General features: G+C 49.8%; 18 protein-coding genes. 4 read left to right on the forward strand and 14 right to left on the reverse strand.

What is annotated here, in order from left to right; all coding sequences use genetic code 11:
- Positions 1-34: 34 nt before the first annotated feature.
- Both citR and dsbG read right to left on the reverse strand, forming a co-directional pair.
- Positions 35-940 (reverse strand): DNA-binding transcriptional repressor CitR, encoded by a 906-nt coding sequence (gene citR, locus BEA93_RS13665; protein ID WP_000002459.1) that lies wholly within the window; start codon positions 938-940, stop codon positions 35-37.
- Positions 941-1,147: 207 nt separating this feature from the next.
- The gene (dsbG, locus tag BEA93_RS13670; RefSeq protein WP_000913734.1) at positions 1,148-1,894 is read right to left on the reverse strand and encodes a thiol:disulfide interchange protein DsbG; all 747 of its coding nucleotides are present in this window, start codon (positions 1,892-1,894) and stop codon (positions 1,148-1,150) included.
- Positions 1,895-2,267: 373 nt separating this feature from the next.
- On the opposite strand from dsbG, the gene ahpC reads away from it, so the two are divergent.
- The gene (gene ahpC / locus BEA93_RS13675; RefSeq protein ID WP_000052796.1) at positions 2,268-2,831 is read left to right on the forward strand and encodes an alkyl hydroperoxide reductase subunit C; all 564 of its coding nucleotides are present in this window, start codon (positions 2,268-2,270) and stop codon (positions 2,829-2,831) included.
- A 243-nt stretch (positions 2,832-3,074) separates the two neighbouring features.
- Positions 3,075-4,640, forward strand: coding sequence for an alkyl hydroperoxide reductase subunit F (gene ahpF / locus BEA93_RS13680; RefSeq protein WP_105224663.1), 1,566 nt, complete (start codon positions 3,075-3,077; stop codon positions 4,638-4,640).
- Positions 4,641-4,760: 120 nt separating this feature from the next.
- On the opposite strand, the gene uspG is transcribed toward ahpF, so the two are convergent.
- The 11 genes from uspG to citC all read right to left on the reverse strand — a co-directional run bounded on the left by uspG (position 4,761) and on the right by citC (position 13,845).
- Positions 4,761-5,189 carry a universal stress protein UspG gene (uspG, locus tag BEA93_RS13685; protein ID WP_001515959.1) on the reverse strand — a complete coding sequence of 143 codons (429 nt, stop codon included), beginning with the start codon at positions 5,187-5,189 and terminating at the stop codon, positions 4,761-4,763.
- 123 nt (positions 5,190-5,312) lie between these two features.
- Positions 5,313-5,402: a small membrane protein YldA gene (gene yldA / locus BEA93_RS26345; RefSeq protein WP_353889723.1), complete on the reverse strand. Its 90-nt coding sequence runs from the start codon at positions 5,400-5,402 to the stop codon at positions 5,313-5,315.
- Positions 5,403-5,544: 142 nt separating this feature from the next.
- Positions 5,545-5,955, reverse strand: a complete 411-nt coding sequence (gene rnk / locus BEA93_RS13690) for a nucleoside diphosphate kinase regulator (RefSeq protein WP_000089740.1) — start codon at positions 5,953-5,955, stop codon at positions 5,545-5,547.
- 227 nt (positions 5,956-6,182) lie between these two features.
- Entirely contained in the window at positions 6,183-6,992 is an 810-nt protein-coding gene (gene rna, locus BEA93_RS13700) for a ribonuclease I (protein ID WP_010380708.1), read from the reverse strand.
- Positions 6,993-7,105: 113 nt separating this feature from the next.
- Positions 7,106-8,569, reverse strand: coding sequence for a citrate/succinate antiporter CitT (citT, locus tag BEA93_RS13705; protein ID WP_000050312.1), 1,464 nt, complete (start codon positions 8,567-8,569; stop codon positions 7,106-7,108).
- Between the two features lie 50 nt (positions 8,570-8,619).
- Positions 8,620-9,498: a triphosphoribosyl-dephospho-CoA synthase CitG gene (citG, locus tag BEA93_RS13710; protein ID WP_105224662.1), complete on the reverse strand. Its 879-nt coding sequence runs from the start codon at positions 9,496-9,498 to the stop codon at positions 8,620-8,622.
- Positions 9,473-10,024: a citrate lyase holo-[acyl-carrier protein] synthase gene (citX, locus tag BEA93_RS13715; protein ID WP_000550392.1), complete on the reverse strand. Its 552-nt coding sequence runs from the start codon at positions 10,022-10,024 to the stop codon at positions 9,473-9,475. The genes citG and citX overlap by 26 nt, the downstream gene beginning before the upstream one ends.
- 3 nt (positions 10,025-10,027) lie before the next feature.
- A complete protein-coding gene (gene citF, locus BEA93_RS13720) occupies positions 10,028-11,560 on the reverse strand; it encodes a citrate lyase subunit alpha (RefSeq protein ID WP_000149038.1) in 1,533 nt (510 codons plus the stop codon).
- A gap of 10 nt (positions 11,561-11,570) precedes the next feature.
- The gene (gene citE, locus BEA93_RS13725) at positions 11,571-12,479 is read right to left on the reverse strand and encodes a citrate (pro-3S)-lyase subunit beta (protein ID WP_000622357.1); all 909 of its coding nucleotides are present in this window, start codon (positions 12,477-12,479) and stop codon (positions 11,571-11,573) included.
- Positions 12,476-12,772, reverse strand: a complete 297-nt coding sequence (gene citD, locus BEA93_RS13730; protein ID WP_000700699.1) for a citrate lyase acyl carrier protein — start codon at positions 12,770-12,772, stop codon at positions 12,476-12,478. Before citD ends, citE begins: the two co-directional genes overlap by 4 nt.
- A gap of 14 nt (positions 12,773-12,786) precedes the next feature.
- A complete protein-coding gene (citC, locus tag BEA93_RS13735; protein WP_105224661.1) occupies positions 12,787-13,845 on the reverse strand; it encodes a [citrate (pro-3S)-lyase] ligase in 1,059 nt (352 codons plus the stop codon).
- Between the two features lie 367 nt (positions 13,846-14,212).
- Between citC and dpiB the strand changes: the two genes are divergently transcribed.
- Positions 14,213-15,871 carry a sensor histidine kinase DpiB gene (gene dpiB / locus BEA93_RS13745; RefSeq protein ID WP_000938914.1) on the forward strand — a complete coding sequence of 553 codons (1,659 nt, stop codon included), beginning with the start codon at positions 14,213-14,215 and terminating at the stop codon, positions 15,869-15,871.
- Positions 15,840-16,520: a two-component response regulator DpiA gene (dpiA, locus tag BEA93_RS13750; RefSeq protein ID WP_000126491.1), complete on the forward strand. Its 681-nt coding sequence runs from the start codon at positions 15,840-15,842 to the stop codon at positions 16,518-16,520. Before dpiB ends, dpiA begins: the two co-directional genes overlap by 32 nt.
- 37 nt (positions 16,521-16,557) lie before the next feature.
- Here dpiA and dcuC read toward each other — a convergent pair whose 3' ends face one another.
- Positions 16,558-17,943 (reverse strand): anaerobic C4-dicarboxylate transporter DcuC, encoded by a 1,386-nt coding sequence (gene dcuC, locus BEA93_RS13755; RefSeq protein ID WP_000958609.1) that lies wholly within the window; start codon positions 17,941-17,943, stop codon positions 16,558-16,560.
- Between the last annotated feature and the right edge of the window lie 109 nt (positions 17,944-18,052).

Raw genomic sequence — 18,052 nt, forward strand, 5'->3', positions numbered from 1 at the left:
TTTTATGATGAATATTGTTCTTATTGATAGGTTTTCAGGATAAGCTGTCATTTAAGCGATCAATAAATCGAGAGAACGCCAGATTGTTTAATGATGATTTATTATAGGAAATATAAAGTGTATTAGAGGGGAGGTTATGTTTTAGTTTTATTTGTTTTAATTGCAGGTTTTTCTGATGACAACGATATAGTTCAAAGGGAACAATACCCAGTAAATCGGTTACCGCAATAGTATTGATAATAGTAAACAGAGAAGAACTACGGAATGCTATTTTTCGGTTTGCCAGAATCGCTTCTATTTCCATCTGAAAATCTTCAAGGCCAGATGCTTTTGATGTCAGAAAAGTAAACTCTTCATCAAGAATGTCTTCGCGGCTACTGTATTCCGTTATTCTCGGATGAGATGCACTACAGATAAGCGTGTTGCGTATCGATTGAAAAGGTACACAGCTCACCGAGCGACTGATGACTGGTATTAATGTAATAACCAGATCTGCTTTGCGATAAGCCAATAAATTTTCGGCGCTTTCTGCTGACATCATAATGTCATGATGTTCAATTTCTACCGATGTGTCTTGTCGTAGGCATCCGATCAAAAGACTACTGTTGGTTGACGAGATAAGTTGCGGACCATAAATAATAAATTTTTTCTTCAGCTCGGATTTATTGACAATGTTGATGGTTTGCTCAAGGTTTTTGAGATTTTTCTCAAGATGATGATGCAGATTTAATCCTGTCGTTGTTGGTGCAATTCCTTTACCGGAGCGAATAAATAAGGGGTCATTAAATTGCGCCCGTAGACGTTGTAAAGACTGGCTTACCGCAGAAGGCGTTATATATAATGATTCTGCGGCCTTGCTAATACTAAGATGTTGGTAGATGCACTCAAAAATGACAAGCAAGTTTAAATCGAATTTTTTTAAGTCGTAAAGATTAGCCATGATGCACTCCATTCATATGCTTGTTCTCATAATATTCATCAAGTCAATGATATGGCTTTATGTATTTTTATATATTATGTTATTTTACTTAATTCACGATTAAGTTTTTCTAAAATAGCATAGCTGATATTAGATGGGTGAACAATACTTGCGATTTTTTGGATAACTGAAAAGAGATAAATATTCCAGTTATCCATAGAATGAAGGTTATTTATTTCCCATAATGATATTAAATGTTTTTTGATCTGGTAATCCGACAGCCTGCTGTAATGTGTTTTCTGGGCTCATGTAATAAATAGCAGGGGTAACATTTGCGCCCAGTTCGTCCATCAACGTCTCGTTGGCACTGAGAATCTTCATCTGTTCAGGTGTGATGCTCCCTGAGAGGTTCAGCTTTAACTTGCCGCCAGATGCCTCATACTCTTGCCACGTTTTTGCCGGATCTTTAGACGCGAGGATTGCCGCCGCGGTGGCCGGGCTTTCTGGTTTTATCACGCCAACCAGCAGAGTACGAATCTGAACTTTACCGGCATCAACCCATGGGCGTGCTTGTTGCCAGAATTGTTTGCAATACGGGCAGAAGGGATCGGCAAAAACATAAACCACGACCGGCGCGTCTTTTTTACCGTCAAGTAACCAGTTTGATTGTTCCATACGCTGCCACATTTCGCGTCCGGCAGGTGCGTAAATCTCTTTTTCAATAAGAGCGTTACTGAGGTTTTCTCCCTTTTCGTTGTACATATAGCCAGAGATGGCATGCTTACCGTCTGGCGTAAGGTAGATAGTGACCCCCATATCCTGATATTTCCCCAGATAACCTTTCATACCGCCTGGCGCATCGAACGATTTAATAATCGTAATTCCCTGTTTTTCAATCGCTTTAACGGGCGCAGGAAGCTCTTCGGCGTAAGCAATTCCTGGGAGCAGGGTAAAAAAAATTATCTTTTTTAACATTGTCTTGTCCTTTTCGTTCAGTGCAAATACACAATAAAAGGCTTAACCTATCACTGTCATAGTTAAGACCTTATCTCAGGTGATTGCCCTTTGTTTATGAGGGTGTTGTAATCCCTCTCGTCGTTGCGATTATCATCGCAACACCGTAGCCTGTTGAACAGGCGCTGAAGATACCAAAGGGTAGTTCAGGTTATGCGGTCACCTGGAAAGGGGACCCATTTTACTTTTTATCGCCACTGGCGATGCAAAGTTCACAAAGTTGTCTTACGAAGGTTGTAAGGTAAAACTTATCGATTTGATAATGGAAACGCATTAGCCGAATCGGCAAAAATTGGTTACCTTACATCTCATCGAAAACACGGAGGAAGTATAGATGTCCTTGATTAACACCAAAATTAAACCTTTTAAAAACCAGGCATTCAAAAACGGCGAATTCATCGAAATCACCGAGAAAGACACCGAAGGCCGCTGGAGCGTCTTCTTCTTCTACCCGGCTGACTTTACTTTCGTATGCCCGACCGAACTGGGCGACGTTGCTGACCACTACGAAGAACTGCAGAAACTGGGTGTAGATGTATACGCAGTATCTACCGATACTCACTTCACCCACAAAGCATGGCACAGCAGCTCTGAAACCATCGCTAAAATTAAATATGCAATGATCGGTGACCCGACTGGCGCCCTGACCCGTAACTTCGACAACATGCGTGAAGATGAAGGTCTGGCTGACCGTGCTACCTTCGTTGTTGACCCGCAGGGTATCATCCAGGCTATCGAAGTTACCGCTGAAGGCATTGGCCGTGACGCATCTGACCTGCTGCGTAAAATCAAAGCAGCACAGTACGTGGCTTCTCACCCAGGTGAAGTTTGCCCGGCTAAATGGAAAGAAGGTGAAGCAACTCTGGCTCCATCCCTGGACCTGGTTGGTAAAATCTAAATTTTCTTCGTCTTTCACGCCATAGCAGTGTTGGCGTCGCCCGCTCACCCCGGTCACTTACTTGTGTAAGCTCCGGGGGTTCACAGGCTAGCCGCCTTGCTCTGACGCGAAATACTTCGGAAATTCACCTAATTAATCGGGTGCTGCGGCACCCGATTTTCTTCCCCGCACCATGATGCAAGCTGCATCCAGGTAGCCGCAGAGGCCGCTTGCATGATGATGTTTAAAGCCCAGGAGATAAACATGCTCGACACAAATATGAAAACTCAACTCAAGGCTTACCTTGAGAAATTGACCAAGCCTGTTGAGTTAATTGCCACGCTGGATGACAGCGCTAAATCGGCAGAAATCAAGGAACTGTTGGCTGAGATCGCAGAACTGTCAGACAAAGTCACCTTTAAAGAAGATAACAGCTTGCCGGTGCGTAAGCCGTCTTTCCTGATCACCAACCCAGGTTCTAACCAGGGGCCGCGTTTTGCAGGCTCTCCGCTGGGCCATGAATTTACCTCGCTGGTACTGGCTCTGCTGTGGACCGGTGGTCATCCGTCGAAAGAAGCGCAGTCTCTGCTGGAGCAGATCCGCGACATTGACGGTGATTTTGAATTTGAAACTTATTATTCGCTTTCCTGCCATAACTGTCCGGACGTGGTGCAGGCGCTGAACCTGATGAGCGTACTGAACCCGCGCATTAAACACACGGCGATTGACGGTGGTACGTTCCAGAACGAAATCACCGATCGTAACGTGATGGGCGTTCCGGCCGTATTCGTGAATGATAAAGAGTTTGGTCAGGGGCGTATGACGCTGACTGAAATCGTTGCGAAGATTGATACTGGCGCTGAAAAACGTGCGGCAGAAGAGCTGAACAAGCGTGACGCTTATGATGTGCTGATCGTTGGTTCTGGCCCGGCGGGTGCTGCGGCGGCAATTTACTCCGCACGTAAGGGTATCCGTACTGGTCTGATGGGCGAACGTTTCGGTGGTCAGATCCTCGATACCGTTGACATTGAAAACTACATCTCCGTGCCGAAAACCGAAGGCCAGAAACTGGCTGGTGCGCTGAAAGTTCACGTTGATGAATACGATGTTGATGTGATCGACAGCCAGAGCGCGAGCAAGCTGATCCCGGCCGCGGTTGAAGGCGGTCTGCATCAGATTGAAACAGCTTCCGGCGCGGTACTGAAAGCCCGCAGCATTATCGTGGCGACCGGCGCAAAATGGCGCAACATGAACGTTCCGGGTGAAGATCAGTATCGCACCAAAGGCGTAACCTACTGCCCGCACTGCGACGGCCCGCTGTTTAAAGGCAAACGTGTAGCGGTGATTGGCGGCGGCAACTCCGGCGTGGAAGCCGCGATTGATCTGGCGGGTATTGTTGAACACGTTACCCTGCTTGAGTTTGCGCCAGAAATGAAAGCCGACCAGGTTCTGCAGGACAAACTGCGCAGTCTGAAAAACGTCGACATCATTCTGAATGCGCAAACCACTGAAGTAAAAGGCGACGGTAGCAAAGTTGTTGGTCTGGAATACCGTGATCGCGTGAGCGGCGATATTCACAATATCGAACTGGCCGGTATTTTCGTTCAGATTGGTCTGCTGCCGAACACCAACTGGCTGGAAGGCGCAGTAGAACGTAACCGCATGGGTGAAATCATCATCGATGCGAAATGCGAAACCAACGTCAAAGGCGTGTTTGCAGCCGGTGACTGTACGACGGTTCCGTACAAACAGATCATCATCGCCACTGGCGAAGGTGCCAAAGCCTCTCTGAGTGCCTTTGACTACCTGATTCGCACCAAAACTGCATAAGAAGAAGTAAGATTCACCTGCAATTGTTTAGCCGCCGGGGTCAAACCTGGCGGCTTTTTTTCGTTATAGAAAACCCTGCCGGGATGGCTCCGGGCAGGGCACCGTAAATACGTTAATTTGTTAACGAACGACTAATACAGGCAGATGGGCGTGGCGGATCACGCTGGAAGCGTTAGAACCTAACAGATGGGTTGAGATTGATGGATTACGCGAACCGATAACCACAACATCCGCATTCAGTTCTTTGGCTAATTCATTCACCTCATCTCTCACGCTACCAAAACGGACATGTGGTTTGATACGGGAGGGATCAATAGTGAAATGACCCACCATTGTCTGCAGGCGCTCTTCCGCCTCATGTTGCAAATGCTCTTCGAAACGACGCACATCGGCAGCAAAACGGTGCAGACTAAGGCTTGCAGCGCCTGGTAATACATGGAGTAAATGAATTACACCATCATCCTGGGCGAGAAATTCAGCGTGACGAACGGCTTTGTCGCTTAATTCCATTTCAAATACGTCTACTGGCATAATGATTGTTTTGTACATAAGCATTCTCTCCTTGCTGTTGCATGCATACATAACATCATATTATTGATTTTAGATCTGTGATTTGCGACGTTGATTTTATATCTATTAAATATTGATGCTTAAAATGTATTCGTGTTGGCACTACCAGTGTTGCTCAAGGTATAGCACCGCTACAACAATTATTGCTGCGATGAAAATATAAAACGCTGTAATACCAAGAGCTTCACTCATAATGGAGTCCGCAGGTTGATAACCTGTTCAGATTAGAACGTAGCGGGGAAGAGCAAAATGATAAATCTGGTTGATATTTGAGCGGAAAGAGGATGCGGACGCATCCTCTGAGCAAAGCGATTTAACGCTTGTGCAGATGGGATTAAAGCAGGTATTCGCCAGCGGCTTCTGGCTGGTATTCGAGTTCCAGCACTTCAAGGTGGGTGGTAACGCCGCCCGGAAGTTCCCAGTGAATGGTGTCGCCAACGCGCAGCCCCAGCAGTGCGGCTCCAACCGGAGCCATAACGGAAAGCTGAGTATTGCTGTCGGTCATTTTGGCCGGATACACCAGCGTGCGCACACGCACTTCGCCATCGCTAAGATTGCGGAATTTAACCCGGCTGTTCATCGTCACCACATCGTGTGGCATATCTTCTGGCGAACACATTTGGGCGCGATCCAACTCTGCGTTTAACGCGTCAGCGACTGGCAAACCGGCGTAGGCGGGTTGCTCCAGCAGAATATCGATGCGTTCGGCATCCAGGTCGTTAATGATGATAGTTGGTCTGGACATTTTTACTCCATGTCGTCGGTACTGCGAGTGTCGCAGATAAACATACCCAAAAGAAAACCCTCACCGTCAGGCGGCGAGGGTTTAACTCATATGATGATACTGGCTGTTGCTCACACTTTGAAGTGATTTACGTCACATTCAGGGAATTCCTCAATGCAGCGCATTATTGTAGAAATCTTAATCGCCATGTTTCATGAAAAACGCACCACAGCGTTTTGCCTGTCAGATTATTGATAGCCCGCTTTATCAATCACAAAGGCTTTGCCACAGTTACCGGGATGTGGTTGTGGCAAGAATGAGTTTGCAGAAAGCGGTGCGTTGATGGCGTCAGCTTTGAGTGAAATCTGGATTTCAGTCAAATATGCCGGATTACCCTGACACGTTAACTTGACCGCTTTGACGTTCTCTTTCCCCCAGCTTTTGGCGAAGGCGGCGTCAAAGTCATTTCGACTCACGGTTTTACCATAGTTTTCAGCGAGAAATTTTCCAGCGTCGCTTTCTTTGATTTCTTGATTCAGACGCACCATCGTGCCGAAGTAAGCGTCCGGATCAAAACCAAAACAGGCGCCGTGTTTCGCATATTCGTAACGTTCCAGGCAGGAACGCCCACCCGCGCCGGGCATCACTTCACTTAGTTTAGCTGCCGTTTCCAGCGACAACCCCGTTTCCGGTGACGAACACATTCGGCTGGCGCGTGCCTCTGGCAAGTTTGGGATTGGGCGGGTGGCGCAGCCAAAGCGCATCCAGCGGCGTTCATCAACACCGCGTGCCGCAACCGACTTTGGCAACCCAGGCCACAGGCCGTGTACGGTCAAGAAATCAGCTTTGTTGGTCGTTTCGGTTTGCAGACGACATTCATCGCGTTCGTTACGATTGCGATCGTGCTGGCTTTGGCAAAATCCGGTTTGCCAGGAAAGAGCCAGCACATAGCGATCAAAATCGCCGTACTGTTTTGCCTGTAACGCCACGGCGTTAGCTGAAGAGAAGGGGAGCAGAGAAGCCGTCAGTAAAGCGGCGTTACGCCAGAATGCTTTCATAATGGGTGTGGGACTCATACATACACTGAATACTATCTATTAAATCATAAAAAAGCCCGCCGGGTGGGCTTACCTGGCGGGCGTGATGATTTATTCAGCGTTTGGCGAACGTATTAGTTCCACATTGCCAGAATTGGCCAGCCAACCAACAGCAACATGGCGATGTAAATGACCCCGAAGATGGCACCCAGACGCCAGTAATCTTTCGATTTCACATAGCCGCAGCCGTAAATAATAACTCCTGGGCCAGTTGCATATGGAGTCAGGCAGCCCATGATACCGATAGACAGAACCAGCAGGATACACAGTTGTTCCATCGGTACGCCCGGAATACCTTTACCGACGGCCAGAATCACCGGCAGCATGGTTGCGGTATGCGCAGACAGGCTGGCAAACAGGTAGTGCGCAAAGTAGAACACCAGAACCAGTACAATCACTGTCGCGTTTGGTGAGAAACCTTCCAGGTGCGTACTCATGGTGTTGGCAAACCAGTCGATAAAGCCAGAACGGGTCAGGCCATTAGCCATGACAACCAGTGTTGCCAGGTTAACCAGCGTGTTCCATGCGCTGTTATAGCGGGTAATGTCTTTCCACGGCACAACGTGCAGCGCCAGCATCAGCGAAACCGCCAGCAGGCCAACAGCAGTGGCGTTAATGACTTCACTACCAAATACCCATAAACCCAAACTAAGCAGAACAAGACCAATCAGCGTCCACTCTCTGCGAGTCAGGCGACCCATTGTTTTCAGTTCGTCACCCGCCCAGGTTGCCACTTCTTCACTATGAGTGACTTCCGGTTTGTACAGTACATAGGAAAGCCACGGCGCAATGATAAGTAAGATAACGCCAACTGGCAGGAAGCAGAGGAACCACTGCAACCAGCTAATCTGGATACCGGCAATTTTGCTGACAAACTCCAGACCCAGCACGTTCGGTGCAGCACCGGTGACAAACATGGAGGAACTCAGACTGGTACTGATGACCATCATCCACATTAAATAACCGCCAATACGACGTGCAGACGGATCGTTCGGGAATGATTTAAACAGTGGCGGCAGGTTTTTAATGACCGGGAAAACGGTCCCACCTGTACGTGCGGTGTTAGACGGTGTAAATGGTGCCAGCAGAATATCGATGATGACAATCGCATAACCCAACGTCAGCGTGCGTTTCCCCATGAATTTCACCAGGAAAAGGGCGATACGACGACCTAATCCGGAAACTTCATACCCTAATGCAAAGATAAATGCGCCAAATACCAACCAGACAGTGGTACTGGAAAAACCAGCCAGTCCCCATTTCAGCGCCTGTTTTTGGGCATTAAAAGCGGGGTTAGCTAATTCTTTGGCGTCAAAGAGCAGATAATTACTGCCAATAACGCAAATAGTTACTGCAATAAAACTGATTGCTGTTGCCGGAATTGGCTCGAGGATCATACCGACAATCATTGCCACAAACACGGCGAAGTAATGCCATGCCTGCGGCGGCATACCGTCGGGTACAGGGATAAGAAACATGACGCCCATCACCACCAGTGGGGCCAATAATTTCCATATCTTATCTTTTGCTAAAGACATACGGGTTCTCCGAAAATTAATATTTCCAAATTTATCAAGTGTTTAAATTTTTAAATCTGTGCTAAAAACCAGGTAAGAATCAGCAGGTCGGCGCTGCCGCCTGGGCTGAGATTTCGTTCGATACACTCCCTGTCGAACTGCCGGAGATAATCGAGATCGGCGGGGGTTCGGATGCCCCCTTTTTGCAATAGTGTTTGCGCCTGGCGTTGTAGCCAGCGCAGCCCCCCTTCGCCACCGCGTGATGCAACGTTGGTATCGCCGTTCATCGCCATCAGCAGCAGTAAGGTATCGAGCAATGCCAGTTCAGGATCTAACCCCTGACCCAGCAGAGTGAGGTAGTGCGGCAGGGCGTGGTTGATCACCAGCGGATAACCCGCTTCGGCTTCGCCGCGCGCGCCGGTTAGGCCAAGTTGTTGATACAACCGTTGACCTGCCGTCAGTTGTTGATTATTGGTACGTAGTTCGCGATCGGTCAGACCGCGGCAGAAACTTGCCGCCGTCGCACAAACGGTTTTGGGCGTTACCGGCTGGTTGAGCTGATGCAAACGACCAATCGCCGCACACAGTAGCCCTAAAGAAAAAATGCTGCCTTTATGGGTGTTTACGCCCGCAGTGGCGCGGAACATATCGCCTTCGCAGGCCATACCAATTGGGCGTAATCCGTTGAGTACCGCTTCCGGTGTCATTTCTGCGCTACAGGCACCAAATTCAATGAAACGCGGTAACCAGCCCTGAATTGCCAGTGCGCTACGGTGGAAATCTTCCAGCGCCATATCTTTGTGCGCACCGCAGTTAATGCGATCCACCAGGCCAGGTTTTGGTGACAGATTGACTTCAGTCAGCATGGCGCGCCAGCCCAGCAGGGCGTAGTCATCGATTAATGACGCAGCAAGCTTTGTGGTTTTAGTTGACGTTGCAGGCATCGACATCGTTCAGCAGCGCCTCCATGCGGTTGAGTAAATCGGTCAGTTGATGGGTTTTCCCACGCGCGCAAACAGCCGCGCTTTGTTCGCACAACAGGCAGCGGCGAGGCGGTAGTGAATAATTGCGGCGGGAGAGAATTTCGCCTTCGGGCGTCAGCACATCGATATCCCACAAACGCCCGAGAGGATGACTATGCTCAAGCTCAATGGTCGCGAGCTTGAGGTCGCGAGCCGGGGCGGCAATGCTCAACATGCCCTCCGGCCCGCTGGCAGAAACCAGTGCAGCCTGCTCCTGAATTTGCCAGCCCTGTTTTGCGGCTAAGGCATGCAGGGCAGTTACGCCATGATTAAAAATACGGCGTGTGACCTCGCTGTCTTTAATCGGCCCAGGCGCAACCACGGTAAAGGAGACCAGTGGAACAGGATGGCGCTTGAGCCAGGCGTGTTGCCGTGCTTGCCTTTCATCCCGGCTGATGAGCAACTCGGGAATCGAAACCGCATGGTGGCTGGCGAGTTCAGGGAGCAGGTGCATGGCTTATTCCTTCACCTGATGTACAACATCAATCACCGAGCCATCGCGGTAACGCACGACGGCAACGACGCGGTCGGTGAATTCAATCGGCTGTGGTTCACCGGTCAGCAGACGCGCACGTTCACGCAGCCACTCAATGGAAACCACTTTAATTCCCGCTTCCTGCAGACGTTCTGCCAGTTCCGGACGTGCCGGGTTAACAGCGATACCGTGGTCGGTGACCAGAATATCGACGCTGGAGCCAGGGGTAATGCAGGTCAGCACGTTATCCACCAGAGTTGGAATACGACCGCGAACCAGTGGCGCGACGATGATGGAAAGCGCAGAGGCAATTGCGGTATCGCAGTGACCGCCGGAAGCACCGCGCAGTACGCCGTCAGAACCAGTCAGCACGTTAACGTTGAACTGGGTGTCAATTTCCAGCGCGCTCAGTACCACTACATCGAGACGATCAACTGATGCACCTTTAGAACCCCAGTTGGCATACTGGTTGGCGCTGATTTCGATGTGATTCGGGTTACGGGCCAGTGATTGTGCGGCGTGGCTGTCAAAGCTCTGTACGTCCAACAGTTTGCGGATCAGACCTTTTTCATGCAGATCAACCATCGTGGCGGTGATGCCGCCGAGGGCGAAATCGGCGCGAATGTCACGGCTACGCATTTTGTCTTCCAGGAAACGCGTTACCGCCAGCGATGCGCCGCCGGTGCCGGTTTGCATGGAGAAACCTTCTTTGAAGTAGCCGGAGTTGACAATCACGTCCGCGGCGCTGCGGGCAATCAGCAGTTCGCGCGGGTTCGTGGTCATACGGGTCGCGCCAGCGCCGATTTTCGCGGCATCACCAACACGATCAACTTTGACGATCAGATCAACCTGATCCTGTTCAATGCTTGCCGGGTTATGCGGATAAGGCAGCAGCTCTTCGGTGAGCATCACGACCTGTTTTGCATTGTCGGCATCGACCATCGCATAGCCGAGGGAGCCGCAGCAGGCTTTGCCAGTGTAGCCGTTGGCATTACCGAACTCATCACAGGATGGGACGCCGAGGAAGGCCACATCGATGTTCAGTTCACCGCTCTGCACCAAATGCACACGACCGCCGTGGGAGTGGATTTGCACTGGTTCAGCCAGCAGACCACGGGAGATTTCTTCTGCCAGTGGGCCGCGCAGACCGGAAGTATAAATACGGGTTACCACGCCCTGACGAATATGTTCTACCAGTGGCGCGTGGCAATCACTCAGGGAACTGGATGCCAGGGTCAGGTTTTTAAAGCCCATTTTCGCGATGACGTCCATCACCATGTTGACGGTCAGGTCACCACCGCGGAAAGCGTGGTGGAAAGAGACGGTCATGCCATCTTGCAAACCAGAACGACGAATCGCTTCTTCCAGGTTGGCGCACAGTTTGCGATCGCGCGCTTTTTCTGCCTGATAAGTTTGTTTCGGTGAGTTCTGGAAAGCGGCAAGATCGCATTCAGCGTGACGATTCCAGGCCGCTACCCGTTCTTGTCGTTGAGATTGTTCAATTTTATGCGTCATTTTGATTGCCTTATTCTTCGCGGATGCCGGAAAGTTCTGCGCGGGAGAGCACCAGACGGGCGCGATCGATAACCGGACCGTCAACCATCTTGCCGTTCAGAGAAACCACACCGAGGCCTTCGCGAGCAGCGGCTTCAGCGGCTTCTACGACGCGGCGTGCGTGATCCACTTCTTTCTGGGTTGGTGCGTAGAGGTTGTGCAGCAGATCAATCTGACGCGGGTTGATCAGCGATTTGCCATCAAAGCCCAGTTGCTTGATGTGGGCAGCTTCTTGCAGGAATCCGGCTTCGTTGTTGGCGTCGGAATAGACGGTGTCAAACGCCTGAATACCGGCAGAGCGCGCGGCCTGCAAAATGGAGCAGCGAGCAAACAACAGCTCAGTTCCTTCCGGGGAGCGTTCTGTACGCAGGTTGCGCACATAGTCCTCTGCGCCCAGCGCGATACCGATTAAGCGCTCGGAAGCGTGAGCGATTTCTACCGCGCGGGTAATGCCCAGCGGAGATTCAATCGCTGCCAGCAGACCGGTACTACCCGGTTCACGACCGCAGGCTTTTTCAATGCGCAGGATTTCTTTCTCGATATCCAGAACGTCCTGAGCGGTATCGGTTTTCGGCAGACGTACAACGTCTGCGCCGCCGCGAACGACAGCTTCCAGGTCGTTAACGCCCCATTCAGAATCCAGCGCGTTAACACGCACGATGGTTTCGATATCGCGATACAGTGGGTGTTGCAGCGCGTGGTAGACCATGCGGCGAGCGGTGTCTTTTTCGCGCAGTGCCACGGAGTCTTCGAGATCGAACATCAGGGCATCAGCCGGGTAGATGAAAGAGTTGCTGACCATCGCGGCATTAGCGCCAGGTACGAACAACATGCTGCGGCGGGTGCGGGTTTTACGTTGTTGCAACGAAGCGGAAATCATTGGCAATCCTCCCATGGCAGAGCCGGGATACCGCTGGCGCGCGCCAGCAGAGCTTCCAGTCGTGCACGTAAAATGCAGTCCAGTGCGCCTTTGTCATCGACATTTAGCTGTACGCCGCGCACGTTATAGCGGGCAAGAACGTCCAGAATGGTGCTACGAATTGCATCGCCAAACTGTTTCTCAACGCTGCTGTTGATTTGCAGGTCGATATCCTGCGTATCGAGTGGGGCGATGCGTATCATCACATCCCCAGACTCTAGGGTGCCTGCAACGGCGGGCTGGTTTATTTTCATTTTTCACCTGTTTTTTATGCGGGGGTCTTTTGACGAACTGCCGCGTCGTGGCGGGAGTGTTCAAGCAGATTCTGCAAGTAATGCAGCGTGGCTGCCGGAACCAGCGGCGCGATAGCCGTGAGATCGTTTTTCACCAGTAGTTGGCGCACCCGTGAAGCGGATATCGGCATCTCCTGGTAACGCAGTCGCTCAATTTCAACCAGTTCGATGGGCGGTGCTGAGATAGTCGGTGTTTCCAGCCAGTAGCGCATATCCTGGTTGTACTGGGCGGTCACGCGACAATACGGTTCAGTACCGACAAAGCGGTGGGTTACGCCAAGCGCAGGAGCGAGGTACTGACGGAAAATCTTCAGATCAATTTCGGTGTAACAATGGTTAATGACGCTCTGTTCTTTAATGAAGTAGCAAGGGAACGTGGCGCGGGAAATGATGTACTCGGAACCGCGATGCACTGTCAGGCGCGGAATATCAGCGGTGCCTTTCAACACCAAATCCAGCCGGTCTTCATAGGGAAAGCGCGAAGAATCTTCTTTGACTAAAAATAGATGCAGCCAGTCGCACTGTGCTGCGGCTTGTTGAATCAGATAACGGTGGCCGTTGGTAAAGGGATTGGCGTTCATCACTATGCAGCCAATCTTCTTCCCTTCATGACGAAATTTTTTCAGCGATTCAGCATAGCGTTTCAGCCGCGTGGCACTGTTTTCCATCAGTACCATCACGCCTGGTACGCTGGTCAGCGTGGAGAAACCGCACTGGCGGAACAGCGCTTCGTATTCGGTTTTGGTATAAATAAACAGATGTGAGCAGTGCCGTTCATAGGCGAGGTTTATTAGTTCGGTGGCTAATGTCAGCGCCAGTCCTTCACCGCGAACAGATTCACTGATAGCCACGCACTTAATAATATTTCCGGCAATTCCACCGCAAGCGATAAGTTTTTCATTGCGGGTTACGGTAATAAATACTTCGACTGTTGTGTCAACGCTCAAATCATTTTCATGTAGAAATTGCGCGATTTCCGCCATTTTTTTATTTTCTGAACGTTTTACCCGGGTGAAAATATCATTGCCGAACATAATAAGTCGTATCCTGAAGGTATGTGTTGTTATCAATTTGCAATGAATGTTGCAAGTTGGTAATCATTTATTTTCAGTTGGGAGAAAGGGCTGCGAGTGAGGTATATCTGTTTCTCCTTTTGCTATACATCCTAAGGAGTATTGCAGTGAGAAATTTTGATTTATTTCACATAGAGTTAGTGGTTTTTTATTTATTTAATGGTTTTAAGTTTTTTAATTAATGTAATTGCGAATTGGCGCGTGGTTTTAAGTTGTTTAATTGATTTAATGAATGAATTTTGCCACGATTATATTTTATTTTTATCTGTCAAGATTCAACATTTTAATTACATTCACCAAAAACAGGGTTTACCCCGCAAGGAAAACAATGTTGCAGTTTAATGAGAATAAACAGTTTGCTTTTTTCCAACGACTGGCATTTCCGCTGCGTATCTTCCTGCTGATTCTGGTGTTCTCAATATTTGTCATCGCAGCACTGGCGCAATATTTTACGGCCAGTTTCGAGGACTATTTAACGCTCCATGTGCGTGACATGGCAATGAATCAGGCAAAAATTATTGCCTCCAATGACAGCATCATCACGGCGGTTAAAACGCGTGACTACAAACGACTGGCGACCATTGCCAACAAATTACAAAGAGATACTGATTTCGATTATGTGGTGATTGGCGACCGCGACTCGATCCGCCTTTACCATCCTAATCCGGAGAAAATTGGTCATCCTATGCAATTCACCAAACCCGGCGCACTGGAGAAAGGAGAGAGTTACTTCATTACGGGTAAAGGGTCGATAGGTATGGCGATGCGCGCCAAAACACCGATCTTTGATGATGATGACAACGTCATCGGCGTGGTGTCGGTGGGTTATCTGGTCAGTAAAATCGATAGCTGGCGCGCCGAATTTTTATTACCGATGGCAGGCGTGTTTGTCGTGCTGTTGGGCATTCTGATGCTGTTGTCGTGGTTCTTAGCCGCGCATATTCGCCGCCAGATGATGGGGATGGAACCGAAGCAAATTGCGCGCGTGGTTCGTCAGCAAGAGGCGCTATTTAGTTCTGTTTATGAAGGACTGATTGCGGTGGATCCACACGGTTACATTACCGCCATCAACCGTAACGCAAGAAAAATGCTGGGGCTGAGTTCTCCCGGACGGCAGTGGCTGGGCAGACCCATTGCTGAAGTGGTCAGGCCCGCAGATTTCTTCATCGAGCAGATTGATGAAAAACGCCAGGATGTGGTGACAAATTTTAACGGCCTGAGCGTCATTGCTAATCGGGAAGCTATTCGTTCTGGTGATGATTTGCTGGGGGCAATAATCAGCTTTCGTAGTAAAGACGAAATTTCCACCCTTAATGCGCAACTGACGCAAATTAAACAATACGTCGAAAGCCTGCGCACATTGCGTCATGAACATCTCAATTGGATGTCTACGCTCAATGGTCTGTTGCAAATGAAAGAGTATGATCGCGTGCTGGCGATGGTTCAGGGAGAGTCTCAGGCCCAGCAACAGCTTATTGACAGCCTGCGCGAGGCATTTGTCGATCGCCAGGTGGCGGGGTTGCTGTTTGGTAAAGTGCAGCGCGCTCGTGAACTGGGGCTAAAAATGACAATCGTCCCCGGCAGCCAGCTTTCCCAACTGCCGCCAGGGCTGGACAGCACTGAGTTTGCGGCGATTGTGGGCAACTTACTCGACAATGCCTTCGAAGCCAGTCTGCGCAACGATAAAGGGAATAAGATCGTCGAATTATATCTGAGCGACGAAGGCGATGATGTGGTGATTGAAGTGGCCGATCAGGGTTGCGGCGTCCCAGAGTCTCTGCGCGACAAAATATTTGAGCAGGGCGTCAGTACGCGTGCTGATGAACCCGGTGAGCATGGCATTGGGTTGTATCTTATTGCCAGCTATGTAACGCGCTGCGGGGGAGTTATCACTCTCGAAGATAATGATCCCTGCGGTACTTTATTTTCAATCTATATTCCGAAAGTGAAACCTAATGACAGCTCCATTAACTCTATTGATCGTTGAGGACGAGACGCCGCTGGCAGAGATGCATGCGGAATATATTCGTCACATCCCTGGATTCAGTCAGATATTGCTGGCGGGAAACCTGGCGCAGGCCCGAATGATGATCGAGCGTTTTAAGCCGGGGCTTATCTTGCTGGATAACTATCTCCCTGACGGTAGAGGTATTAATTTGCTGCATGAGCTGGTGCAGGCGCATTATCCCGGCGATGTGGTGTTTACTACTGCTGCCAGCGATATGGAAACGGTGTCTGAAGCAGTACGCTGCGGTGTGTTTGATTATCTGATCAAGCCAATTGCTTATGAGCGTCTGGGGCAGACATTGACCCGCTTTCGCCAGCGTAAACATATGCTGGAAAGTATTGATAGTGCCAGTCAAAAGCAAATTGATGAGATGTTTAATGCTTATGCTCGCGGGGAACCGAAGGACGATCTTCCGACCGGTATTGATGCGTTGACACTGAATGCAGTGCGGAAACTTTTCAAAGAGCCGGATGTGCAACATACGGCGGAGACGGTAGCACAGGCATTGACCATCAGCCGCACTACCGCCAGACGTTATCTCGAATATTGTGCCAGCCGCCATCTGGTTATTGCCGAGATTGTTCACGGCAAAGTCGGCAGACCGCAGCGTATTTACCACAGTGGGTGAAGAGAGTGCCGGAGGAAGCACGCCTCCGGCCAGAGAATTACTTACCAGTAACGGCGGCGGTTGTACCGGGGACCATCAACTCCGTGGCCACGATGACAATTACCAGCCCAACAAGCACCGGCACCGAGGTGCGTTTTACCACTTCAAAAGGTGAAATTTTCGCCATTCCGGCAACCGCAACCACCACGCCAGAGACTGGCGAAAGTGTACGACCCAGGTTTGATGCTTGTAGCATCGGAATTGTCAGGTATGCCGGGTTAATTCCGGAAGAGTGCGCCAGTTTCGGGATCATCTCAACGAATGCATAGAACGGCGCATTGCCGGAACCAGTAGTCACCGCCGCCAGCATCGTCAGGATAACCAGCACCAGCATGAGGATAATGCTCGCTGAACCGAATGAGGTAGCGATTGAGATCAGGCTCTGGATAAAGCCAATGGTGCTAAGGCCTTGGGCAAAAACACCGGCGGCAACTAATAGCATTACTACGTTAGCGAAGGCATCAGCCATGCCACGATAAGCCACTTCCAGGCCAGAAAAGACTTTTTGCGTATTAAAGCTGCGAATAAATTCCAGAATGGAGGCAATTAGCATACATATCACCAGAATGGTGATGATGTGCAATTGCGGCCCCCATTTGCCGTCAAAAAACAGCACGCCAATGATTGGGGTGAACGGCAGAATGGCGTAAAACGCAGGAGCGGTGGTCGTGATTTCGCTGACATCTAACATTTCATGGGAAATATGCTCTTTGTTGTCCAGATAGCGCTGCCAGAAAAAGTGGGCAATCGCCATGCCGATAATTGCAGCAATTGAGATTGGCAGTGTCGTTTTGAAGGCGAAGTCAATTAACGGCATTTCGGAAGCCTGCGCCGCCAGTACCACATCACCTGAAGTCGGCGCGAGAATAATCGCCGCAGGTGAGGCACAAATGGCAGCCGCCGCGCCGCGACTGATACCAACGTTCACCATGACCGGGAACAGCGTTGCCATCAGTAAAACGCCCAGGCCGGTTGCGGAGGAAACTGCCAGTGACATCAGACAGGCAACAAAATAGGCGGCAATCATCAGCAGGTAAGGGGAGTTAATGTACTGCAATGGTTTTGACGCCAGTTTGACGACCATATCGTTTGCGCCGATATGGGTCATGTAAGCGGCAAAGCCACACAGCATCATGATCATCATGCCGAGGTCGCCACCGCGACTCATCAGTAATATTTTAATGTATTCAACGATATCCGTGGCGCTGTAGCCCGTTGAAGTCTGGCTGGATGGTAAAACTTTGTGCCCCATAATGGCACTGATTATCAGTAATAACAGACCGCCTGCAAATAACACCCCGGTGGCGGAATACCCTTTAATGATGTAGCGAGCTACACCCACAATAACTACAACTCCAATAAGGAGCTCAATAACTGTCAGCATAATTTTTCCTGTTCCAGACTCCAAGATAAATAATAACAAATTCCTAAAACTAGTGAAAAATATGCCGAACAAATGGGTGGTGAATGCTGATTAAAATCAAGAAAAGCGA

This window comes from Escherichia sp. MOD1-EC5950 (assembly GCF_002965345.1).
Classification (GTDB): Bacteria; Pseudomonadota; Gammaproteobacteria; order Enterobacterales; family Enterobacteriaceae; genus Escherichia; species Escherichia marmotae.